Origin of the sequence: uncultured Paracoccus sp. (assembly GCF_937873615.1) — a bacterium.
Taxonomy (GTDB): Bacteria; Pseudomonadota; Alphaproteobacteria; order Rhodobacterales; family Rhodobacteraceae; genus Paracoccus.
This window is the reverse complement of sequence record NZ_CALMYP010000022.1, coordinates 1-23,507: the sequence shown is the minus strand read 5'-3', so window position 1 is coordinate 23,507 and position 23,507 is coordinate 1. Positions and strand designations below refer to the sequence as shown.

General features: G+C 61.8%; 22 protein-coding genes. 17 read left to right on the top strand and 5 right to left on the bottom strand.

The genetic code is table 11. The annotated features are described in order from the left end of the window. Positions 1-33: 33 nt before the first annotated feature. The 16 genes from Q0330_RS06750 to Q0330_RS06675 all read left to right on the top strand — a co-directional run bounded on the left by Q0330_RS06750 (position 34) and on the right by Q0330_RS06675 (position 15,462). On the top strand, positions 34-348 hold the full coding sequence (locus Q0330_RS06750) for a hypothetical protein (protein ID WP_299476334.1): 315 nt from the start codon (positions 34-36) through the stop codon (positions 346-348). A 118-nt stretch (positions 349-466) separates the two neighbouring features. Next, the gene (locus Q0330_RS06745) at positions 467-985 is read left to right on the top strand and encodes a lytic transglycosylase domain-containing protein (protein WP_299476331.1); all 519 of its coding nucleotides are present in this window, start codon (positions 467-469) and stop codon (positions 983-985) included. A 16-nt stretch (positions 986-1,001) separates the two neighbouring features. Further along, positions 1,002-1,283, top strand: a complete 282-nt coding sequence (locus Q0330_RS06740) for a TrbC/VirB2 family protein (RefSeq protein WP_009574106.1) — start codon at positions 1,002-1,004, stop codon at positions 1,281-1,283. Positions 1,284-1,298: 15 nt separating this feature from the next. Further along, entirely contained in the window at positions 1,299-1,577 is a 279-nt protein-coding gene (locus Q0330_RS06735; protein ID WP_299476325.1) for a VirB3 family type IV secretion system protein, read from the top strand. Continuing rightward, the gene (locus tag Q0330_RS06730) at positions 1,552-3,945 is read left to right on the top strand and encodes a type IV secretion system protein B4 (protein ID WP_299476322.1); all 2,394 of its coding nucleotides are present in this window, start codon (positions 1,552-1,554) and stop codon (positions 3,943-3,945) included. Before Q0330_RS06735 ends, Q0330_RS06730 begins: the two co-directional genes overlap by 26 nt. Before the next feature lie 202 nt (positions 3,946-4,147). After that, positions 4,148-5,260, top strand: a complete 1,113-nt coding sequence (locus Q0330_RS06725; protein WP_299476320.1) for a lytic transglycosylase domain-containing protein — start codon at positions 4,148-4,150, stop codon at positions 5,258-5,260. Then, positions 5,257-6,024 carry a type IV secretion system protein gene (locus Q0330_RS06720; RefSeq protein WP_299476319.1) on the top strand — a complete coding sequence of 256 codons (768 nt, stop codon included), beginning with the start codon at positions 5,257-5,259 and terminating at the stop codon, positions 6,022-6,024. The genes Q0330_RS06725 and Q0330_RS06720 overlap by 4 nt, the downstream gene beginning before the upstream one ends. 101 nt (positions 6,025-6,125) lie before the next feature. After that, a complete protein-coding gene (locus tag Q0330_RS06715; protein ID WP_299476317.1) occupies positions 6,126-6,458 on the top strand; it encodes a hypothetical protein in 333 nt (110 codons plus the stop codon). After that, positions 6,459-7,472, top strand: coding sequence for a type IV secretion system protein (locus tag Q0330_RS06710; RefSeq protein WP_299476315.1), 1,014 nt, complete (start codon positions 6,459-6,461; stop codon positions 7,470-7,472). Between the two features lie 17 nt (positions 7,473-7,489). Beyond that, a complete protein-coding gene (locus tag Q0330_RS06705; protein WP_366518309.1) occupies positions 7,490-8,170 on the top strand; it encodes a type IV secretion system protein in 681 nt (226 codons plus the stop codon). 5 nt (positions 8,171-8,175) lie between these two features. After that, positions 8,176-8,910, top strand: a complete 735-nt coding sequence (locus Q0330_RS06700; RefSeq protein ID WP_299476309.1) for a TrbG/VirB9 family P-type conjugative transfer protein — start codon at positions 8,176-8,178, stop codon at positions 8,908-8,910. Positions 8,911-8,912: 2 nt separating this feature from the next. Beyond that, a complete protein-coding gene (locus Q0330_RS06695) occupies positions 8,913-10,337 on the top strand; it encodes a TrbI/VirB10 family protein (RefSeq protein WP_299476306.1) in 1,425 nt (474 codons plus the stop codon). Continuing rightward, a complete protein-coding gene (gene virB11, locus Q0330_RS06690; RefSeq protein ID WP_299476303.1) occupies positions 10,337-11,317 on the top strand; it encodes a P-type DNA transfer ATPase VirB11 in 981 nt (326 codons plus the stop codon). Before Q0330_RS06695 ends, virB11 begins: the two co-directional genes overlap by 1 nt. 330 nt (positions 11,318-11,647) lie before the next feature. After that, positions 11,648-12,538 (top strand): DUF1837 domain-containing protein, encoded by an 891-nt coding sequence (locus tag Q0330_RS06685; RefSeq protein WP_299476300.1) that lies wholly within the window; start codon positions 11,648-11,650, stop codon positions 12,536-12,538. Continuing rightward, entirely contained in the window at positions 12,535-15,156 is a 2,622-nt protein-coding gene (locus Q0330_RS06680) for a DEAD/DEAH box helicase (RefSeq protein ID WP_299476297.1), read from the top strand. The genes Q0330_RS06685 and Q0330_RS06680 overlap by 4 nt, the downstream gene beginning before the upstream one ends. 18 nt (positions 15,157-15,174) lie before the next feature. Continuing rightward, positions 15,175-15,462: a DCL family protein gene (locus tag Q0330_RS06675; protein WP_299476294.1), complete on the top strand. Its 288-nt coding sequence runs from the start codon at positions 15,175-15,177 to the stop codon at positions 15,460-15,462. Between the two features lie 231 nt (positions 15,463-15,693). On the opposite strand, the gene Q0330_RS06670 is transcribed toward Q0330_RS06675, so the two are convergent. Then, the gene (locus Q0330_RS06670; protein ID WP_299476291.1) at positions 15,694-15,969 is read right to left on the bottom strand and encodes a WGR domain-containing protein; all 276 of its coding nucleotides are present in this window, start codon (positions 15,967-15,969) and stop codon (positions 15,694-15,696) included. 174 nt (positions 15,970-16,143) lie between these two features. Between Q0330_RS06670 and Q0330_RS06665 the strand changes: the two genes are divergently transcribed. Beyond that, the gene (locus Q0330_RS06665; RefSeq protein WP_299476288.1) at positions 16,144-17,565 is read left to right on the top strand and encodes a DUF2235 domain-containing protein; all 1,422 of its coding nucleotides are present in this window, start codon (positions 16,144-16,146) and stop codon (positions 17,563-17,565) included. Between the two features lie 17 nt (positions 17,566-17,582). Here the strand turns inward: Q0330_RS06665 and Q0330_RS06660 are convergent, their stop codons facing one another. From Q0330_RS06660 to Q0330_RS06645, 4 genes are all read right to left on the bottom strand, one after another. After that, the gene (locus tag Q0330_RS06660) at positions 17,583-19,496 is read right to left on the bottom strand and encodes a type IV secretory system conjugative DNA transfer family protein (RefSeq protein WP_299476285.1); all 1,914 of its coding nucleotides are present in this window, start codon (positions 19,494-19,496) and stop codon (positions 17,583-17,585) included. Between the two features lie 14 nt (positions 19,497-19,510). Further along, positions 19,511-21,439: a relaxase/mobilization nuclease domain-containing protein gene (locus tag Q0330_RS06655; RefSeq protein WP_299476282.1), complete on the bottom strand. Its 1,929-nt coding sequence runs from the start codon at positions 21,437-21,439 to the stop codon at positions 19,511-19,513. After that, positions 21,432-22,052 carry a helix-turn-helix domain-containing protein gene (locus Q0330_RS06650; protein ID WP_366518312.1) on the bottom strand — a complete coding sequence of 207 codons (621 nt, stop codon included), beginning with the start codon at positions 22,050-22,052 and terminating at the stop codon, positions 21,432-21,434. The genes Q0330_RS06655 and Q0330_RS06650 overlap by 8 nt, the downstream gene beginning before the upstream one ends. Before the next feature lie 524 nt (positions 22,053-22,576). Next, entirely contained in the window at positions 22,577-22,753 is a 177-nt protein-coding gene (locus Q0330_RS06645; RefSeq protein ID WP_176828165.1) for a hypothetical protein, read from the bottom strand. Between the last annotated feature and the right edge of the window lie 754 nt (positions 22,754-23,507).

The window sequence follows — 23,507 nt, the reverse complement described above, 5'->3', positions numbered from 1 at the left end:
AAGTAGAAGGGCTCTCAACGGGAGAGTCCGAACATGCCGATAGCGCGCAACCAAATCCTGATCACCATCGATGGTGTGAAAGACCTTCAAGAAGAAGGCATCGCGTTCCGCTGCCGGTATGAACTCGTGGGGTTCACGGACGATGGCAAGCCGCGCTACCAGTGCATTTACCTGCGCGCGGGCGTGCCGGAAGCCATTCTGGTCTCGACCCGGATCACCCCACACGGACCTGAGCCGCGGTATTTCAACATATGGCCGGGGCTCTTCAAACATCATCTCGAGTTCGGTGACGGGCGCGATCTGCGCTTTGGTCCTGACTACAGCATCACCCTCGAGGAGCGCGGCTGACGTCATCGCCTTCGGCCGCAACGGCACCGCCCGGACCTCCGGCTGGACCTTTCATGGCGAGCGGCCTGCATGGGCTGGTCTTGATGATAGCGCTGAGGCCGAGGTCGTTCTGGCCTCGTTGGGTGCCTCGCTGCCTTCCGGTCGCGACGACATTCTCGCGCTGATCCGCACCACCGCCGAGCGCCATGCGGGCAATCATGCCTTGGGTCGCGTCGGTCTCGACGCGCAGGACTGGCAGATCCTCTTCCGCGCCCTGGTCGAGGCCGAAAGCAGCTACAATCCGACTGCCGTTAGCCCCAAGGGCGCCTATGGCCTGGGCCAGCTGATGCCGGACACGGCCCGTGCCCTCGGCGTCGATCCGCGCGACCCGTCCCAGAACCTAGACGGCGCGGCGCGCTACCTGCTCGCGCAGCTCGCCACGTTCAAGGACATCGACCTGGCGCTCGCAGCCTACAATGCCGGGCCGCACCGGGTGCTCAAGTATTCCGGCATCCCGCCTTTCGCCGAGACCCGTGACTACATTGCGCGCATCCACCGGATCCGGTCCCGGCTTGCGGGCGCACCCGTCGCCGAGCCGGACACCCGGATCGCAGACCAGGTGCCCGCCCGCGCGCCGGTCCTCATCGATCTTCAGTAAAACAAGGGAACTTCGCATGCTTCGACATCGCCTCAGCCGCCTCTTGCCCGCCGCCACAACCCTGGCGGCTTTCGCTACGCCTGCTCTCGCGCAAGACTTGTCACCCATCCAGACCATGCTGGAAACCGTCGAGGCCGCGCTGACCGGTCCGATCGGGATCGCGGTCGCCACGCTCGCGGTCATCGGCACCGGTTTCATGTGCATGATGGGACGGCTCAACTGGGGCTGGTTCGCCTCGGTCATCATCGGGATCGTGCTGATCTTCTCGGCCGGCACCATCGTTGACGGCTTCTCCTGAGAACCGAGCAGATCAGTGGCAGAACGATCCCCCCTCTTTCTGGGCCTCGCCCGTCCGCCCAAGTATCTGGGCTTGCCCGTAGGATACCTCGTGGTGCTGGCGACAGGGGTCGTTCTGCCGTTCATCTGGACGAAGTCGATGGTCTTCTTCCTGATTGGTCTCGTCGCCTATCCGATCCTCTGGTTTGTCGCCGACCGAGAGCCGCATTTCTTCGAGGTCCTGCGCGTCTCCTATGGATCGGTGCGCCTGACGAAGAACCGCAGCCTTCATGGAGGCGACAGCTTTGGCGCTTGATGCAGGCACGCTTTTCACTCACGGAGCAGCCTTGCATCAAGCGGGCGGCGGGGAATTCGCGCGGGAGAGCTATCTCGCCGAGCATCTGCCGTATTTCGCGCTCGCGGATGATGATGTCATGGTGCTGCGCGAGGGCGACCTCTTGGCGACCCTGCGCCTTGATGGTCTGAACCCGATGACCACTGAGGACGCCCGGCTCGACGCGCTCAAACGCGCGGTCGCGGCCATCGTCGCCCAGACCGGAAACGCCTTCGGTTTCTACATCCACCGGATCTCCGTGCCGCAGGATCTCGGAATGCGCCCCATCGAGGAAGACAGCTTCGCCGCCGCGATCGACGCGCGCTGGCAGACCCATGTCAAAGACCTGCGCCCAGCCAAGCGCCAACTCTATCTCAGCGTCATCCGGCGCCCCGATATCTCCGCCCGCATTCCGCTCCTGCGCGCGCTGGCCCGAAAGGCCTGGGTCAAGGACCGCGCGACGCGCCTGCAAGAGCTGAACGAGGTCATGGGCTTTTTCGAGGTGGCTCTGTCTTCGGCCAATCCGGTCCGGCTGACCCGCGCGGGCGGCGAATGGCTGGGCTACCTCAATACGCTGAACGCCGGCAGCTTCTCCCCCATCGCCTTCGGGCAGAGCGCCCTGCCCCTCTCGCACACCCTGAGCAATTGCCGCGCCACCTTTGATGGCGATGTCGTCACTCTGACCGACGCCGCGACCGGACAGGTCAAATACGGCGCGCTCTTTTCGATGAAGACCTATCCCGCACTCACGGATGTCACGCTTCTCGACGCGCTCGACCTGCCGCTCGACATCGTGCTGACGAACTCCTTCAGCCCGATCCCGAACAACATCATGGCCGAACGCATCCAGCGGATTATCCGCCAGATGCATGCCTCCGACGATGCCGCCGTCTCCCTGCGCGAACAACTGGGCCAGGCCGCCGATGACCAGGAAGCAGGACGCATCGCCTTTGGCGATCATCACCTTTCCATCGCGGTCTATGCGCCCGACCGCGACACGCTCGAGCGCGCTACTGCCCAGATCAAACGCGTCGGACAGGAGATCATGTCGGTGATCGTGCGCGAAAACATGGCGCTGAAAGCCACGTATTTCGCGCAGTCGCCCGGCAACTTCGGCTACCGGGCGCGCAGAACCCCGATCTCCTCGATCAACTTTGCCGATTTCGCAGCACTTCATGGCAGCGTCGAGGGACGCGGACCAGATCAGTCGCCCTGGGGTCAGACCATCTCGGTCCTGCCAACCGTCGGCACCTCGAGCTATCGGTTCAATTTTCACGAGGCGGGCAACCCGGGCAAGGAACCGACCGTCGGCCATACGCTCGTGCTGGGGCGCACCGGGACTGGCAAGACGCTGACCACCGCCTTCCTCGCGGCCCAAGCGCAGCGGGTCGGGGCCCGGCTCTTCTTCTTCGATAAAGATCGCGGCCTCGAGATGGCCGTCCGCGCCCTTGGTGGCCGCTACAACGAAATCCGCGCCGGGGTGCCTTCGGGCTTGAATCCTCTTGATACCGAGATCGATGAGCGTGGGCGCGCCTGGCTCTCGGATTGGCTTGCGACCCTTCTTTCCCGGGGCGGAACCCTCACGGGCGAACAATCCCGCCACATCCAGAGCGCGGTCGCGCAAAATGCCCATGCAGAAGGCTCGCTCAGACGCTTCGCGAGTTTCGAGACCCTGTTTCAGTCGCTCGATGACGATGGCGAGCTACAGTCCCGCGTTGCCGAATGGGCCCCGGGTGGGCGCTATGGCTGGGTCTTCGACGAGCCGGAATATGGCGCCGGGCTTGAACTGGCCTCCGACATCATCGGCTTCGACATGACCGAGATCCTCGACATGACCACCGAGCGCATGGCCGTACTCTCCTATATCTTCCGCCAGATCGAACGCGTGGTCGAGGATCGACGCCCCACGATCATCGTTCTCGACGAGGCCTGGAAGCTCTTGGACGATCCATATTTTGGTGCACGGCTGGAAAACTGGCTGGTGACGCTCAGGAAGATGAACTGCGTCGTGATCATGATGACGCAATATCCGAGCCAGCTGCGAGAGTCCCGCGTCGGCAAAACCATCGTCGAGACGGTGCCGACCCAGATCCTCTTCCCAAACGACCGCGCCACCGTCTCGGATTACGACTTCCTGCGCGTGAACGCCAAGGAGGCCGCCCTTCTCGTCCAGCCCACAATCGGCCAGCGCATCGCGCTCGTTCGCTCGGCGGGTGACAGCGTCTTCGTCGACGCCGACCTCTCCGCCTTGGGCACCTTCCTTCCCATCCTTGGCGGCGGTGCCACCGGCGAGGCCCGCGTACCCGCCGATTGGCGCGCCAATCCCGATTTCTGGAGACATGTGATATGAGTTCAAAACCCCTCCTGGCGCTTTGCGCAGCCGCGAGCCTGCTCGCCGCTTGCGAGAAATACACCGAGAAAACCTCGCCCTGCTTCGGACGCAATGGCGCGCCGCAAGTCACGCGCGCCGCCCTCTCCTTCTCGACCATGGGCGCTCCGGTCCAACAAGCTGCAAAGTCTGACTGCAGCTTCGAGCCCCTGCCCCGCCCGGAATGAGCCGTGCCGCGATCATATCCGCCGGGCTCTGCCTCGGCCTCAGCGTCCTGCCCGCCCATGCCCAAGGGGTGCCGACGCAGGACAATACCGCGATCGGCCGCGCCATAGCGCGGGTAACGGCGCTTGCCGAGGATCTGGGCGTCCAGCAGGACAAGGATCGGACCGAGTCCACGCTGGCCGATGTCCAGGCCGATCAGCTCCGCGTCCTCGAGGAGATGACCGCCGCCATCACCGGGCCCGGCTTCGATATCCGCGCGCTCGAGGGCAATGCGGATTTCGGGGTCGCGGCGGTCTACCCGAACACCGATCCAAGCCCGATGAACAGCCGTCTCTTCGGCGAAGGCCGTGAGACCGTCGAGATGATGATTGTCGAGGTCGCGGGCGAATTCGCAGGCGCGCCGGGTGTGGCCCGCGCCGGCCTCTCCGCCACCCAGTGGCGCTGCCTCTTCCAGGCCCTGATCAAGCAGGAGAGCCGCTTCAACGTCGCTGCCGAAAGCCCTGTGGGGGCCTATGGCCTGACCCAGCTCATGCCCGGCACCGCCTCCGATCTCGGCGTCGACCGCTATGACGTGAAAGACAACCTGCGCGGCGGCGCGCGTTACATCACCACCCAGCTCAATCGCTTCGGCAACGTCCCCCATGCGCTGGCTGCCTATAACGCGGGGCCGGGTCGGGTCATCGAGTATGGCGGCGTGCCGCCCTTTGCCGAGACCCAAGGCTACGTCCGCAACATCTCGAAATTCTACAACGAATATCTCGCCGTCGTGGGCGGCGCCGATGCGCTCGGCACACTCTCGCCCTCGGATTTCGCCCTCGCCGAATATGCCAGCATCTCTGACGCCGGCGTCTATTACGCCGCCGACAGTTCGGCAACGACCGAGCAAGTGATCAACCGCCTGCGCGCGATCATCCTGCAGATCGATGCGCAGCCCAATGCCAAGGCGGCCTGGGAACTCAACACCTACGCCAAGGCCGAGATCGGCCGCATCCTCAATCTTCGTGTCCGGCTGATGGCCGCGAACCAGCAACGCGAGGCGGCCTATGCGCAGCACCTCGTCGCCGACCGGCTGGCCGAGCGCGATTTCATGCAGATGGGAGTTCCCGAATGAGACATCTTCTCCTGACCGTGGCCGCGATCACCACACTCGGGCTCGCCTCGCCCGCAGCGTCCCAAGGTGTGCCGACCTTTGACGGATCGCAGCTTGGTCAACTCGTGGCCCAGCTCGAGCACATGGCCGAGGACCTGAACGTCCAGATGCAGCAGCTCGCCACCATGCGGCTGGAGCTTGAGACCCAATTGTCGCAGTTGACGAACCTCGAGGCGCAATTGACCTCGCTCATCGAGAGCAGCGGGCTCGGCGAACTCTTTGCCACCGTCGAAGAGTTCCGCGCGCTGCGCGGCAAGCTGGTGGCTCCTCTCAACACCGCGCAATCGCTGGCCAGCGGCGATTTCCTGAGCGGCTTCAACCCCGGCGCCGAGCTTTCGGCCTCGGTCGAACGGGTGCTGTCTGGCAGTGGTTTCACCTCGGAGCGCCTGAGCACGCTCTCGGGATCGGATCAGTCCGCCGACAACCGCATCGCGACCTCGGCCGGGGCCAGTGCCATGCTCTCCGTCGCGGCGCAAGAAAGCCATGAAGAGGCAGGGCAAAGCCTTGAGCGGCTCGAGACCATGGTCGGGCTGATCGACGATCAGGACGGGCTGAAGGCCGCGGTCGATCTCAACACCCGCGTCACCGCCGAGCTTGGCATCATCCTGACCCAGATCTGGCGGCTGGAAGCGGCGCAAGGCGTCAGCGCCGGCCAGCTTGGCGTCGTCGATGCCGCAACGCTCGCGGATGAGCGCAAGTTCCGGTCGATGGCGGTGGATCCATGAGGCAATCCATGACCCGTAGCTTGGCGCCAATCCGGTCTCTTGGTCTCGCAGCACTTGTCGTGGCCGCCCTGCCCAGTGTTGCGTTGGCCCAAACCCCGAGCATGAGCCCTTCCACCGACACGCCCTTCAACTCGATGGCGATCGCGCGGGACGAGGCCGACGCCTGCCGTGTCCCGAAGCCGTCCGCCGATCTGGCCGAGACCGCCTATCTGCGCAATGGCTACCGCGCAATCCTGCGTATCCTGATCGCCGAGGAAGCGCTCGCCTCGGAAACCTGCACTTGCCTGCTGGATCAGTTCACTTGGGAACAGGCGCTCACCGCCCTGCCCCGGTTCCAGACCTCGGACAACCCGCGCCTGCCGTTCAAGGTGCTCGATCTCTACGCGCAAGCCGACGCGCTCGAGGCGCAAATCGCGGAGGCATGTGAGGAGTAGATGGGCGTTATTCGCGACATCCTTGGCCAAGTCGACGCCGCGGTGAACACCGTAGCGCAGGACGGCTTTGTCTCCTCGGCGGCCTCGGTCGGTAATGTCATCTCGGCGGGCGCGACGCTCCTTGTCGTCCTCCTCGGCATCAACGCCGTGATGCAACTCCGCCCCCTGCCCTTCGGTACCGGCTTTGCCTTCGGGATGAAGGTGGCCCTGGTGGGGATATTCGCGCAGAGCTGGGATAATTTCAGCGTCATCTATGACATCGTTACACGGGTGCCGGACTCTGTCGGCGCCTCGATCCTTGCCCTCACCGGTTCGGGCGACGAAGCTGGCGTCTATGAAAGCCTCGACAACATGGTCGCCCGCATCACCGCCTATGGCGACACGATCGGGGATCGCGCGGGCTGGGTCTTCGGCGCGGTTCTGGGTGCCATCTTCTTCGTCCTTTCCGCCGTTTTCGCGGCCGTCACCGCAGGGATCATCGCCTTCGCCCGCATTGTCTTCGCGCTGATGATCGTGATCGCTCCCTTCATGATCGTGACCTCGCTCTTCAAACCGACCCAGTCCCTCTTCGAGGCCTGGACCCGCGCCACCATCGGCTATGCGCTCATGCCCGTCGCCGCTGCCGGGGCTGCGGGCATCATCGTGGCCATCGCCGAGGCCATTGGGGATGCTTCCGCCGATCCGGGCGATGTCGAGACCGTCAGCCTGATCCTGCCCTTCCTCGTCATCCTGATCCTCAGCGCCGGGATCATGGCCTCCGTGCCCTACATCGCTTCAAACCTCACCGGCGTTGTCGGCATTGCCTCGAATGCCGTGGGTCTAACGGGCCTTGCACGCCAGGGTTTCGTGAACACGCGCCAATATGGCACGGGTGCCGCCTCGCGTCTCGTTACCGGCAAGTCCCCGCAGGAGCTGAACCAGATGGCCAATGCGGGCGTGGTGAAAACCGGCGAATTGATCCGGCAAAGCCCCGGCGCGCTTCTCTCCGCCGCCAAGGCCTTCCGCAAACCCTGATTTGAAAGACGACTGAATTGAAGAAGTTTGTGACCAGTTCCTCCGCGCCTGACCGCGATGCCTTTGAAGCGGATTTCATCTACGGGCCAAGGCGGCGCGAGCGCTTCGCCTGGTTCGTCGCGGCCGCAGGCGTGCTTGTCGGCGTCGCCGGTATGGTCGCTGGCGCGAGCCTCTTTCCGCTCAAGACGACCAAGACTTTTGTGGTCGTGGTCGACAAGGAGACCGGCGAGATGGACCGGGTCGCCGCCGTGCAGGCGCTGACGCTCTCGGAAAGTGACGCCATCATCCAGGCCAATCTCGTAGCCTATGTCGACGATCGAGAGACCTATGACCTGACCGATGGCGAGCAGCGTATCAACTCGGTCCTCGACCGCTCGGATGGCGACGCCGCTCGCACATTGCGCGATCTTTGGTCCTCCACCAACGAGGATTATCCGATTACCGTTTACGGACGCGACGCCAAGATCGAGGTGGTCATCAAGTCCGTGAACCAGATCGAGCGCGGCGTGGCGCAGGTCCGCTTCACCCGCACGCTGCGTCGTCCCCGAGACACCCGCACCGTCACACGGTCTTACGTGGCCACCGTCGGCTACGACTTCCAACCCGAAACCCGCCAGCGCCTTCAGGACGTCTGGGCCAACCCCTTGGGCTTCGTGGTGACCTCCTACCGCGTCGACGCCGAGACCCTGGAGAACTGACCCAAATGAAACCCCTGCCCGCGCTCCTTACCACGTTTCTCCTAGCGCTTGCCCTTCCTGTTGCCGCACTCGCCGAGGCCACGCCGCAAGGCGGCCCGCTCGACATCCGCATTCGCACCGCCGTCTACAATGAGAACCAGGTCTACAGGATCGAAACCGATCTTCGGCATTCAACGACGATCCATTTTGGGGCGGGGGAGCGCTTCGAGGCGGTGATTGTCGGCGACACCGAAAGCTTCCAGGTCGACCCGATCCCCGAGCTTGGCAACGTGCTGACCATCAAACCGCATGTGGCCAATGCCTCGACCAACATGACGGTGATCACCAACCGCCGCACCTATTCCTTCCACCTGCGCGAAGGCTCGATCCCGAACCGCACCGGCATGTTCTTCGAGGTCCGTTTTCGCTACCCCGACGAGGAACGCCGCCCATCGGCATCTTCCCAGCCGAAAGGGTTCGAGGCGCCGCGCAACTACAACTACCGCGTTTCGGGCGAGGGGGATTTCCGCCCCAGCCATATCTATGACGACGGGCGCTATACCTACTTCGTCTTCCCGGAGAACGGCCGCCAGCCCGCCCTCTTCAAGGCTGACGACCAGGGCCGCGAGCGCACGGTCAACTGGACCCAACAAGGCAATACCGTTCGCGTGCTCGGGGTGAACACCTACTGGACATTGCGCATCGGCGACGAGGCGATCTGCGCCTGGCGCGACGAGAGCGCGATCTACGTGAGCAACTGACCATGGCCGATCAAAACCCTCCCGATCTGCAGGACCGCCTCGACCAGTTCAACCAGCGCGGCAAATCCAAACGCCGGGGCAACAGCCTCGGGGTCGGCGCGCTCGCCGCTGCCCTCGCCCTTGGCGGGGCCGGGGTCGCGTATTTCCTGGCCACCGGCCTGCAGGAGGGCGACAGCGCACTCGAGACCTCCGATGTTGAAACCTTCCAGGACCGCCGCCCCGGCACCGGTGGGCGGCTGGAGTTTCCACCCGATGAGACCGAACAACGGGTCAATGACGCGCTGATCGCCGTCGAAGAAGCGCTTGATGTGCCCGCCGCCCCTGCCCCCGAACCGAGCGCCGAGGTGCTGGCCGAGATCGCCAAGCTCCGCGAGGCCCTTGCCGCCAGCCAGGCCGCCCGCAACTCGGAAATCCAGTCCGCCGTTGCCGACCTGCGCGAGGCCTTCGATGAGCAGAAGGCGGCCTTGGAAGCACTTATAGCGGAGAAGGAGGCAGAGCTTGCCAACCTGCAGCGCCAGACCGAGGCCCGCATCGAAGGTCTGCAGGCCATGCTCGACGCCGAGCGGGCGCAGCGCGAGGGGCTCGAGGCTGAGCTCGATCGCGAGGGGCTGATCGCCGATCAGCGCCTACTCGAAGAACGCCGTCGTCAGGAAGAGGAACAGCGCCAGCGCGAGGCCGAGCGGGTCGCCGAGGAGCTTCTGACCGCGCAGATCAAATCCCCCGCCGTGGTCTATGCCGACGGTCCGCGCGGCGGCCAAAGTGGCGCGGCGGTGGCCGATCCTGCTGCCGCAGGCACCGAGGGGCCGGTCCTCTCGGGCAATGAGGCGTTCCTGCAGAGTGCGCGACCGCTCGAAGTGCAGGAGGCCACCCGCCTCACCCACCCCGAACGCACGTTGACCCAAGGGTCCGTCATCCAGGCCGCGCTCCAGACCGCCATCAACAGCGACCTGCCGGGCTCCGTTGTGGCGGTTGTCTCCGAACCGGTCCCGGCGTTTTCCGGGGACCGGATCCTGATCCCCCGGGGCTCCCGCCTTTTTGGCCAATACCGCTCTGGCATCGAGATGCACCAGAAACGCATCCTCATTCTCTGGACCCGCGTCCTGACACCGGACGGAACCTCAATGGAAATCGCCGCTGTTGGCGGGGACCAGCTTGGCCGGTCGGGCCTCACCGGCCTCGTCGACACCAAGTTCGCCGAGCGCTTCGGAGGTGCGGCGCTGATTTCCGTGATCGGGGCGGCACCGGCCGTGGCAGCCGAGAGCGCCAACAATGAAACCACCAGCATCGTTCTGGGCGATGTCGGCAGCGACCTGCAGGATGCCGTCGGCTCGGTCATCGCCGACCAGGTGTCGATCGCGCCGACGATCTATGTCGATCAGGGAGCCTCGGTCACCGTGCTCGTCGACCGGGATGTGGTGATTTATTGATGGATCAGGCATCGCCAGCCTCATATCTCGAGCGCTATCTCGACCCGTTCCGCGACCTCTTGCGACGCGATGACGTGGTCGAGATCGCGATCAACCCGGACGGCAAGGTCTGGCTTGAGGTCGCAGGCGACGCCACCATGCGCCACGAAGGTCAGACCGTGGATCGGACCACAGCCCTCAACATGGCCCAGACCATCGTCGGCGATGCCAAGGCCCGCGTCTCTGAAAAGAACCCCCTCGTCTCCGGCAAGGTAGAATATGCAGGCCGTCCGCTTCGGGTCCAAGTCGCCGTGCCGCCTGCCATCGATCGCGGCGCTTCGATCACCATCCGCCTTTTTGCCTCGGGCAGCGTCCGAGATTACGCCCCGGCCTATCTCTTCGGCAAGGCCGTCTCGCTGGATGCGCTCCGCGCCGAGAAGATGAAGAACATCGCCAGTCTTGCCGAGGAAAATCTCGAGGCCGCACTGCAGACCCTTGTCGAAGCGCGGCTCAACGTCCTGATCAGTGGCGGCACCTCGACCGGAAAGACCACCTTCGCCCGCCACCTTCTGACGCATGTGAGCGAGCACGAGCGGTTGATCACCATCGAGGACGCCTTCGAGCTGTTCCCCGGCCAGCCCAACACCGTCGCCCTCCTGGCCGACCGCGGTGCCGGTTCACAACGTAGCGCCAACGCCCTTCTGCAGGCCTCCCTCCGCATGCGCCCCGACCGGATTATCGTCGGCGAGTTGCGCGGGGCCGAAGCCCTGACCTATCTTGAGGCGATCAACACCGGCCATGGCGGGTCGGTTTCGACCATCCACGCCGAAACTGCAGAACTCGCCATCGACCGGCTGGCGATCATGGTACTGCAAGCCGGGACGCCGCTGACCTTTGCCGAGGTGCGGGAATACATCCGGAAATCCATCGATGTGATCGTCCAGCTGGGACGAGCAGAGGGGAAGCGGGGGATTACGGAGTTCTATCTGCCGGGGTCGTGAAAACTACCAGCATAGACGGCGCAATGCTGCCGTTTGCAACGCTGACCTGAACGTCCGCAAGGCGAAGTGTGGCGGTCACGCCATAAGGCGATATCTGACGTATTAGTTACGGGCAACGGTGACACTCCGGACCTTGGGTCATTGAAGGAATGTCGCACAATCTCTTTGACCGCAGCGCGAAGAAAAACCTAACTATCGGAATTACATATGATACTCTCTATGCGAGCAGCAGCTGGGCTGGCACAACCAATCTAAAACGAAAGGAGGCGACCACTGACTCAAGTACTTCCAGAAGATTTGGTTAATATAGTTTCGGGCGATCCAGAAGAGTTGGGTGTTCATCTCCAGCTTGTTCAACGGGACGTGATCTTGAAAGACTGCGTGGCCCGTCTTCACTGTCATTGCCTGACTGTGGATGGGAATGGACGCGTCAAGCCAGAGCGTCTTGCAGAATTTATGCGCAACTCAATTATCGATTATGCCGTCCCGAAATCGCGGTTGGATGACGCGCGGGCGCGGGACGCCAGGTTCAAGTCCGGAAGCGCGGTTGCAGCCCTGCACCACGAGGCAATCGGCACCTTTACGGACCTTGCCAATACTGGCGAAGGCGGTGAGATGCTGCTCTTCCTACTCGCAGAGCGCTTTCTCAAGGTTCCTCAGGTGCTCTGTAAGATGGACCTGAAGACAGACTCTCACATGCACTATCATGGTGCGGACGGCGTCTATGCTTCCGTAAACGAAGACGGCCTTCTCAAACTTTTCTGGGGCGAGTCAAAGGTGTACGGCGACCCTACAGCGGCCATAAGAGATTGCCTTGCGTCGCTGGCCCCTTTCCTCGTGGAGACGGACCACGAAGGCGCTGATCGCGAGCGGGACCTCGTGCTCCTTAGCGACAAAGCCGATCTCAGTGATCCGGGACTTACGGCTGCATTCCGGAAGTATTTCGACCGGACTTCGCCGCTATCAAACAGGGTCGAATATTGCGGGATAGCGCTTATCGCCTTCGATGCGGATTTCTATCCGAAAGATGATGCAAAAGGCATCGGGGAGGACCTCCTGAAGGCGGCGAATGACGAAATGGAAAAATGGGTGAAGAATGTAAAGAAGAGACTATCGGTGGAGAAGCTCGACAAATTCGACATTCAATTTTTCTGCGTGCCAGTGCCTTCGGCGGATGGGTTTCGCGCATCGTTCCTTAAGGCGCTGGGTATCGACAAATGAAAGATACCGAACTCTTTGATTGGCTGACAGGTGAGGCTCTTCGTGATGATATCATCAGGTTGGCTCAGATCACAGTGGCGACCGAGATAACAAATTTGGACGCAATCAATGAATCCGCCGACCCAAAGAAGAGCTTTGACTGGCAGCAGCTTCTTTTGGCCGGAAGCCTTTTGGCCAGATCAATCGAACGAGCACATCAGGAGGCGGCGCTGCGGATCGCAACCGCTGCCGTCACACTCGAAACTTCGCCGGAAGTGCGGGATGCGGGGGCTGTCCTCCTCGAAAAACTGTCCAACCGCAGATCCGTCGAGCTGGCAATACGGCGAAACCGGATCGCTCCCGATCTTGAGGGCAGACTGGGCGTGTCGATGCGCCTTGAAGCCAACAGAAGACGTTTCGAGGACTCGATACTCCTTGAATCGAGCGGAAAATGGATAGGCGTCAACGATTTTCAGAGAGAACTATGGGCGGGCGCCTCTTCCGGCGCGGGCTGGCTTTCAGCGTCCGCGCCAACCGCGTCCGGAAAAACTTACCTCGTTTTGCAGTGGCTGCTCGATCACGTTCGCACGAGCAAGACAAAGATCGCCGTTTACCTGGCCCCAACCCGGGCCTTGGTGAGTGAGATTGAACTCAGTCTGAAGGAGCTATGTCAGTCGGACACCGGCATCGAGATCACGTCGCTACCGCTGACGGAAGTTTATTTCTCATCCACGACGGGAGACAAGAAAGCCGTCTTCGTATTCACGCAGGAGCGTTTGCACCTGCTTGTCAATCTTCTCGGGGAGGACTTCAGTGTAGACCTTCTCATTGTTGATGAAGCGCACAAGATCGGAGACAATCAGCGCGGTGTAATACTGCAGGATGCAATCGAGCGGGTGTCTCGGCAGAACCCGATGATGAAGGTCGTGTTTGTAAGTCCTTCGACACAAAATCCCGGAGAACTGCTTGAGGATGCGCCGAACGATATGCCGAAAACGTCGGTCAATACCGATATGCCAACCGTTCTGCAGAACGTGATCCTAGCCGAGCAAGTGCCTCGGAAGCCCAAGGAGTGGTCGCTGGACCTTGTCTGGGGCGATTCACCCATACCACTGGGTACGCTTAAACTGTCAAACAAGCCTGCGGGCCTGAAAAAAAGACTGGCGTTCATCGCAGCGGCGGCAGGCGGTCGCGGCGGCACACTGGTTTACTGCAACGGCGCGGCTGAAGCGGAGGACGTCGCGCTCCTTATCAGCCAGTTGGAAGGCTCGGAGAAGACAGATGATCAGGAATTGCTGGAGCTGGCTGATCTGGCCCGCAAAGGGGTCCACCGTAATTATCAGCTCGCGCCGCTGGTCGAACGTGGTGTCGCTTTTCACTATGGAAACATGCCCTCTCTCATCCGCACCGAGATTGAGAGGCTGTTCCGCGACGGCAAGATAAGATTTCTTGCCTGCACCTCGACGCTGATTGAGGGAGTAAATCTCTCTTGCAGGACCATCGTTGTGCGCGGTCCCCGGAAGGGCCGTGGGAACCCGATGGAGCCGCACGACTTCTGGAACCTCGCGGGACGGGCCGGTCGCTGGGGAAACGAATTCCAAGGCAATATAATCTGTATCGATCCAAAGGATGAGAAAGCATGGCCCGTCGGCGTGCCGAAGCGCTCACGCTATCCGATCAAGAGGGAAACTGACGTCGTTATATCTTCCACAGATGAACTGGCTGCGTATCTTGAGAACAGAAACATCGACTCTTTGGCCAATCTTGCGCAAGGCGAGGAATTCGAACAGGTCGGGGCTTACCTCCTCAATACATATATTCGTCTTGGTACGCTTTCCGATGCCGCATTTGCGAAGCGGCATTCTCCAGATACGCTCCGGAAACTCGATAGAAGCCTCGAAGGTATTTCGGCGCTGATCAATATTACGCAGGATGTTCTAGTCCGACATCCAGGCGTCAGCGCGGTGGGCCTGCAGCGTTTGCTGGAAGCTTTTCGAAAGTACGAAGGCAATATCGAAAATCTGCTGCTCGCGCCTTCGGAAAGCGTCGATGCGTACGACAGGTACGTCACCGTCATGCGTCGGATTAACGCGAATTTGTATCCTGTCTTCCTGCCAGACAGTCTCATTCCCCTGCACGCGCTCGTGGTTGTCGAGTGGCTGAAAGGATTGTCTTTGGCTGCAATTATCAGGAAGCGTATAGAGTATCAGCAGCGAAACAACAGATCGTTCAAGCTTCCAGTGCTCATTCGCGAAACGATGAGCATGGTGGAAGAGACAGCAAGATTCAAGGCACCGAAGTATATTTCCGCGTATATAGATGTCCTCCGCCTGTTCTTGATTGAAGCCGAGCGCGAGGACCTGATTGATGAAGACTTTGACATCGGGATAGCGCTTGAGTTTGGCGTCTCCAGCATCACGCTTCTCTCATTGATGGAACTGGGGCTCTCCCGCATGTCTGCGGTGGCCTTGTATGAGAAGATTGCGCGCGACGATCTGGACAAGGAAGGTTGCCTGGCCTGGATTAATGAGCATGGCCCGAATTTCGCCGGGATGGACCTGCCTAACCTTATCGTCAGGGAAACGCTGCAGGTATCGGGCCTTGATGATTCGGAAGCGGGCCACGAAATCAGCGAATAGAGTAGAGAGGAAGCTATTATGCCCGCAAAGCCAGTAGAGATCGGATCGCTCTCATTCGCGAGGAAAGGAGACGCAAACGACTTTTTTAGGGATATGCTGTACAAATATGAACTGGGTGACAAGGTAACCAGTGAAGACGCCGAATTACTCACCCATCTCATGCATATGCATCCCGAAGCCGCCGAAAAGATCGGCCCGGGAATTGAAAGCTTCAGTGTAAGAACGGCGGATTACGGAACGCGCTGCTTCTGGGTCAACCGCGTCGATGGAACGACAGAAAAATTCTCCTTTCGGGCGTGTTACTGATCATCGACACAGAGCTGCCAATGGCTATCGCTCAGTAATTGGCTCGTATTCGAGTTTATGCTCTTCCTGGTGTGCGGAGACCTGCCACTGGGCTCTGATCCAGCCATGACTGGTGCCCGGTTGGTCTTAAGCTGCCTACGGATTCTGGACCGCCGAAAGGTGGAGGATCCAGTTGCCAAAAACAAACGCGAAATACATGCTATGCGAAATCTTCTTCTCTAAAATTCAATCTTAGTTCTGCGCCACAGCTGCCCTATACCCTCGCCGCTTTTTGGTAGCATGGAGCTTCATGAGCGCCGTGACAGCCTTGCCCTCGTCATCATGCAATTCGATCATCATCTGCCCTCGAAACCCGATACGGCCCCATTCCCGCACGAGGCATGCGCCGCCAAACAGGTCTGGTTGAACACTCATTCTATAGAAGCGCCGCATGTTGAGAGACAGGTCGACCCGCTTGAGATCGACTGTCGTCGGGAACACTTCCATTTGCTGCATCGTATCCAACATATTGGGCAATCCCTTCTCATGTGTCACAATATCAGGTAGACATATGTGTTTCCACTATGTTCTAATTTTTCCCGACTCGGGCGAAACATTTCCGCTGCACTCTCTCCTAGCTTGGCAGAACTGCTGCAGGTTTAGGATTTCGACTGTACTTCGTGTTCTTGAATAGGGCGACAAATGGTAAAGAACATCTGCATATTCTCGGACGGAACCGGCCAGATGGGTGGCGCCAGGCCGGACCAACGGCTGTCGAATGTTTACAAGATGTATCGAGCCATGCGTCCCGGCCCAGATTCACCAATTAGCCCGAAGGACCAAGTGGCTTTTTACGACCCGGGCTTGGGAACAGGAGAACGCGGTGGGTTTTTCGGTCGGATCAAGCCGATCCTGGAAAGCGCCGTCGGAACTGGCATCGACCACAACATCATCGATTGCTACGAGCAGATCATCGCCCATTACGAGCCCGGCGACCGTGTGTTGCTGTTCGGGTTCTCGCGCGGGGCCTACACAGTAAGAGCACTGGCAAACGTTATGAACCTCTGCGGTGTCCCGACGCAGATGCCGGATGGTTCGCCGGTCCCGCGTCACGGTCCCGGATTGCGCAAGATCGCCAAGGACGCTGTGAAATTCGTGTATAATCACGGTGCTGGAAAACCGCGGACACAGAACCCATACTTTGTAAACCGCGAAGAGCTCGGCAAACGATTCCGCAAGAAGTATTCGAGCTTTCCCATTGAAGGTGACGATAACCAAGGCAACGTTCAGCCTACCTTCATCGGGGTCTTCGACACGGTGGCATCACTGCGAACGGCAGTTGTCCGCACCTTGGTCTGGGGCGTCACGTTCGGGGCCGGAGCGGCTTTTGCCGCAGGCGTTGCATTCGGGTGGCCTTGGCTTTTGGTTGTTCCACTCGGCCTACTACTAGCTGCGCTTCTTTGGCAGCTTGGTTCCCTGTTGCTCGACAACTTCAAGTATTTCTCGGACGATCCCGACCGCAAACTGAAGCTCTGGCGCCCAACGGATTGGCCGCAGATCCTCAAGACGGGTCATTTCGCGGCCTGGAACAAGCGCAACTACGACAAGTGGCTGGATCCCGATGTACAACACGCTCGTCACGCCATGGCGATCGACGAAGACCGTGCTGACTTTCCAAGGGTCGGATGGGCATCCAAGGCGGCCGCGATTGAGACCAAAGATCGAAAGCCGAAATGGCTGAAGCAGGTCTGGTTCCCAGGCTGCCATAGCGACATTGGCGGAAGCTATCCAGAGGCAGAGTCCCGCCTGAGCGACATCGCCCTCGATTGGATGGTCGACGAATTGAAAGACTGCGTTCCGTCGATCCAGATCAACGAGAACGTCTTGAACCGCGCCCCTGACCCTCTGGGTTTGCAGCACCGCGAAGACGCGATGGTAGCCTTTGGACCCCTCCGCATCCGCTGGAAGAAGGGAATTCGCGCAGTTGGCGACGACTTCCCACTCCATCCTTCAGTCGAAGAGCGCATGCGAGCCAAGGCCGTCGCCCAGTGTGGCGAGGTCAAGCCTTACCGACCTGCCCAATTGAAAGAGCGACGCGACTTGAAATTCTACTACGACGCATAGGGACGAATCGACGGCGCTCACCCGCCCAACAACTCCTCGATGAAATCCTCCTGCCGGTCGAGCGCCGCCTCCCATTCCTTCGGCACGGCGGCTTCCCGCTCGAGCGTCTCGGGCCCGGGCTGCCCGCGCCCGGCCTCCATCGTCCTCAAGCTCATAGCGCGCGCTTCGCGACGCTGCGAGCGATCCCGGACAGGCGCGCGCCCGGCTGGTTTCGCCTGCTCGTCTCCGCCGGCCTCATCACCACCGTCGCAACCCCAAGGCCCCGCACCCTGCACACTCGGAGGATAGGGGAACGGCTTGCCCTCCTGGCGGATCAACTTCGCCTTGAAGAAGGGATCGTCATAATACTTGATCCGGCTCGCTTTGATCGGATGCTGCGGCGAGGCGAGGATGATGACCTCGTCGGGGTCCATCAGGCGTGCTTCAGTTTCCGACAGGAGCGGCCGCTCTTCCAGGCGCGTCGAGGTCGAGGTCGCACCAAGGAAACCCTTGTTGCGGCCATACATGCGGGTCACCGCCTCGCGGGTCGTGCTGCCGACGGCTGCGGAGACCTCCTTCACCGTGCGCTGGTCGCGCGGTGTGATGTAGAGCTTGAGCCCTGCCCCGTTCTCGAGGCTCTCGCGGCCCTCCGGCCCGTAGATTCGGTCGAGCGAGGCCAGCGACTGCGCGATCATCGCGACGCGGCCGCCATAGCTCGCCAGCGAGTGGATCGCGCGTTCGAGATAGGGCATCGCGCCCATCTGCTGGAATTCGTCGATCATCATCATGACGGGCCAGGGTTCGTCCGGACCCGGCTCGTTCAGCCGGATCGAAGCGATGAGATCCGCGAACATCAGGCGCAGGAGCGGGGCGAGGGTGGAGATGTGATCTTCGGACACCGCAATGTAGAGCGACTGCGGGGTCTTTCGGAAGGTCGAGAAATCAAAGTCGCTGTCTTGCGTGGCCGAGCGCACCGCCGGGTTGTCCCATTGCTTGAGGCCGGCGGTCATCAGCGCCTGGATGTTCGAGGTCAGCAGCCGCGAAGAGGCCGAGGCCGCGTTGGTCCAGAGTTCGCGCAGAATGTCTTCCTCAGCCTCGTCGGAATAGGTCTTGTACTGGGCGTTCTTGTATTCACCCCCGGCGACGATCTGGTTCACCGCGCCAAGGTTCGGGGCGCCGCGCTGGATCGCCAGCAGGCAGGCAGCGACGAAGATCGACTTGCCAGCCTCTGAAAAGGTATCGAGCGTCTTGTTGTCCTTGTCGAGGAAGAGGTCGGCCAAGATCGAGACCTCGGTGAAGCGCTGCGCAAATGTCGGGGCCTTGGCGATCCGCGCGAGCGGATTGTAGCGGTGCGTGGCATTGGCCCAGTCGAAGGGGCTGAACCGATAGACCTCGTCGCCGTTGAGCGTCCGAAGCCGCGCGGTCTTCTCGAAGTTCTCGCCCTTCACGTCGAGCACCACGACCGAGCCCGCAAAGCTCAGAAGGTTTGGGATCACGAAACCCACACCCTTACCGGCGCGGGTGGGCGCCACCATCATCACATGCGGGATCGTGGTCGAAGAGATGAACTCGGCCTTCGAGGTCGGCGCGCCCAGCTTGCCGCAGACGAAACCCTTGCCCGGGGCCAGCAGCATGTCGTTCTTCTTCAGCTCGGCCTTTGTCTGCCAGTGCGCCGAGCCATAATCGTCCCGCTCCTTCTTCCAGGTCCATGCGAGCGCCAGGGTGCCGAGCCCGATAGCCCCGAAGCCGACAGCGCCAAAGCCGACTTTAAAGGCCTCGGGATGCGCCGCGCGGGTGCCGGCGCTCGCCTTCCAAAGCGCCAGCATGTCGAAGCTCTGAAATCCGGTTTTCAGGGCAAGGGTCAGGTAGAAGGCGGCAACGATGGTGCCGATGACGGCGCCACAGGTCACACCGAAGAGGAGCGCGGCCCAGAGGGGAAGTGTCTTGGTCATGGTGGTCATCTCCCTCAGAATTCCATTTCGTCATCGAGACCGCGGTCACGGCCCAGATCGCGCCCCAACTCCTGCGCCTCTTGCTGGCCGCGCAGTCGTACAACCTCCGTCGCCTTGTCCTGCTGCAATCCGGCGGCGCGATCGGTGAAGACCTGGTCACCCGTTTCCTCAAAGGTCATCTCAAGGAACTCCTGCGTTACGGTGATCTGATCGAGCTTGCTCGGCAGGGCCGCATCCAGCACCTCGTAGTTGCCGCGGCGAAGTTCGGCCAAGCCTTCTTCGCCCAGTTCCTTGAAGAGCTCGGATTGCAGGGTCCGCTCGACAATCTCTTCCTGCTCCTCGGTGAGCTTGCCGTCCCGCAACATGTCGGCGAGGTCCTGCAGGTAGGGATTGGGCGTCCTGTCGTCTTCGTCGATGAGCGGCAGGATTTCCTGTTCCTCTTCCGCAAGGGTCCGACCGATCTCGACCCCCATCTCCTTCGCGCGTTCCATCAGCGCGTCCAGCACCCCGTCGACCTTTTCCAGCGCGGCATCGAGCTGGTCGTCGCCCGCGGTTTCGACGCTGAGACCGTCCTTCGCCAGCACCGCGTTCATGTCCCGCTCGACCCAGTCCTGCGCCATGCCGTAGTTCCTCGTGCCGCCGGCACTGATCCGCGCCACCAACTCTTCGCTATCCATCCCGACCTCCTCGGCCCGCTCGAGCACGTCACGCAGCCCTTCGTCATTGCCGGACTGCAGCGCGGCGATCAGAACCTCACTGCCCGCCCCCGGCGGATAGGGTTCTTCGAGCTGCTTGCCGAAACGCGCACGAAGTTCCGGGTCCGGCACCATCTGCGAGAGGTCCGCGATGATCGGCGCGGCCTTGGCCTCGAAGGCGGCCCGGTCGGCCGGGTCCAGTTCCTCGGCCTTGAGCCGCAGCGCCTCGATCGTGCGCTCGGAATAGTCGATCGCGTCACCGACGGTCTTGATGTCCTTCATGTCTATCTCTCCTTCGGTGAAGTTCCACGGCGTGCCGGATCCAAGCCCGTCCGCCATGCCGCGGACGGCGCGCGCCATGTGGCGTTGGTCCATCCGGTCCAGCAGGTCGGCGAGGTTCTTGTAGTCCTTGGCGAAGCCCACCACCTGCGCCTGCGCGATGGCGGATTCCTGGGCCGTCATGACGATCTCGCGCGGCAGGCGGGCCTCTTCCTTGGCACGGTAAATCTCCTCGATCCCGGCGGGCTTCTCGAAGATGCCGCGCTCGAGCCGGGTGGTGGCGTCAAGCATCACGCCGTAGCGTTCCGCGATCTCAGCCTGCTTCTCGCGCATGAGCTGCGGCGACATCACGCCCTCGGCCCAGCAGGAGAACCAGGTGCCCTTCTCGACGCCGCGATTGTTCAGGATGATGTGGGCATGCTTATGCGCCCGGTCGTCATGGACCGCGAGGACATAGTCCCACTGATCGCCATATTCGCCGCTCTCGAAGAAATGCTCCGTCCAGTCCATGGCGATGTCGCGCACCTGGTCGACCGTTACGTCGATCGGGAAGGAGAGCAGCATGTGCGAGGTGAACCCCAGCTTGGTCGAGCCGCGCCAGGTCCCGGCCCAATCCTCGATGATGTCCTCTTTTTGCTCTTCAGAAAGCACCGCCGCATCGGTCAGGGCGTTGGTCATCGTCGAGTAGGAGTAGACGGCTTTGTCGTTGATGTAGGAGATCTGCGCCCCGAGCGAGGCGCGCGTCTTGCAGCCCCCGGCCCGGATCCGTTTGAACACCGCCGCCCGGCTCTGACCCGACGCCGCCTTCAGCGCGTTGCGCGCCGACAAGGATCCGACGCGCGCGAAACTCCGCCCTTGGCGACGCCCCGCCAGCCGCGCGTCGATCCGCGCCGCAGCCTGACCCCGGATGCGCTCATCCTCCCAGAGCCGGCCCATGACCGAGGCATAGAGGGCGAGAGGGTCAGCCATTGCGCACCAGCCTCAATCCGCGTTCAATCGTGCGCGGACCATCCTCCAGAACCGCGCTCTCCGCCCCCTGCCCTTCTTCCTTTTGCGGCCACTCCTGATGACGCAGCGCCTGCGCCGCATCCTTCATCCGGCCCAATTCACGGCTCATCGATTGCGCCAGATCGAGCAGTTCGATCAACACCGCGCGGTCCGCCTCCGAGACCTCCAATCGACCGCGATGGACCGCCTTGGCGAGCACCAGTCCAGCGTCGCTCACATCCTTCGCTTGACGCCATGCGGCGCAGAACTCCGCAATCAGGTCACGGGGCACATCAAGAAATCCGCACCGCCCGCGGAGCACCGCGTTGAGTGCCTGGGATCGGTTGGCAAAGCCCCGCTCACGCCACTCCGCATCGAACGCTGCAAGCTCAGTCTGACTGGCCCGGAACGCCACCGTCTCGCTCGGATCGCGCACCGCGATGCCCTCGCCCGCCTCCTCTTTCGCGAGCCGGTTCACGTGGCGCGGAGAGATGCCAAACACCGCCGCCAGCTCCTTCGCGCTCTCGCCCGCCGCGAAGCGCCGCGCCACTTCGATGCGCTCTTCAAGCTTCAGGTTTTTTGCTGGCCTCGGCACTAGGACGTTCTCCCGCTCCCCAGAAAAGGATGCATGCGCAGACGCGCGCGAGGCAGCGATTGCCCGCAATCGCGTTCGCGTGCGGCGGAGCATTCAACTTTGCGGTAAACGCCCATGACAGACCCCTCAGACAAAATGTGCAAACATTGGCCATATCCTGCCAACGTCTTCCTTCTCTCCTTCGCTTATACTTCAATACGTCACATTGTGCAATAATACGTTTTGCCCGTTGTGTTTTTTTGCGGACATTGGGCGCCATCAAGACCCCGCGTGGCGGCACGACATGGAAAGGGTCCCGCCCTCATCGATGCAGGACAACCAGGTCGAAAAATCTTCCGAAACTTGCGCTCAAGCAGCACGCGACGACGAGCAGTCCGAGCGCCCGAACCAACCACGGATTGGCCACCAGGAACACGAAAACGGCCCGCGAGCTAGCGCGGGTCACACCCTCTGACGGCGGCACGATGCTTCTGAGAGTCGACGTCAGACCCCTGCGGATCCGAAGACCCGCAGGGGTGTCTGGGTCAGTGACCCAGTCCCTGATTGCGCAGATCGTCGTAGCGGCTGCGGGCGATCAGCGCCTCGGTCTCGAGGCTGTCGAGGGTCTCGGGATGGGCGTCTTCATCGAAGGCGGCGAGGTAGGCCTCGAAGGCCATGTCGGCTTGCAGCTCGGCGAGGTCGATGGATTGTTCGAGTGTCATGGTGTGATCCTTTCCGTTGATCGTCGTTGGACGGATCGTGGAAAAGACCGGGGGCATGAGAGCGGGCTGCACCCGGCACGGGGCGGAATGAAATGGAGCACGCCGGGGGCAGGTTTGTTGTGAGCGATGCCTCGGCAGCGCTCAAGGCGCCAGCCGTCCAGAAACCTGCCCCCGGCGTTGCCGGCCGCTCGACCCCGGGCTAGCGATCTGATAGGCCAACAGGTCGACGGAAAGGCGCGCGGCGGTGACCCTTACGTGAGACATTGCCCCGCGGACGCATGACGTTGATCTGCGGTTTCCACCCTCGCGACACAAGGTGAGTTCGGCGCCCCGGCAGCTTCGCCAACACGACCCAGGCGCGGGTTGCTCGAATGAGAGAAGGGGTGCGCTTGCCTCGCTCGGCGGGCTGCCAGCTCTCCCTGCGGACATTCTGTTCCGACTAGGGTTCGCGCGATCCGCGCTGTCCCTCAACAGAACGATTAGAGCCGCGTTAGCGACCTATCCAGTCTGACTATCCGCCTCTGCGTGCGCGTCCGAAATATGCGGCATCCTTCGGATACCGGTATTTCGCTGGCCGAGGCCTAGTTCCCCGGAACGAGAAAAAGCCAGACCGCCGGAGCGGTCTGGCCGTTGGCTTAAGCGGCGTCTTTGGGACCCCAGGGGATGACGGCCTGCAGGGACAGATCGTCCTGGTTCGCAGCCTTGCCGAGGTTGGCGTTGAAGCCGTGGTCGCGGATGGTCAGCGTGTAGTAGT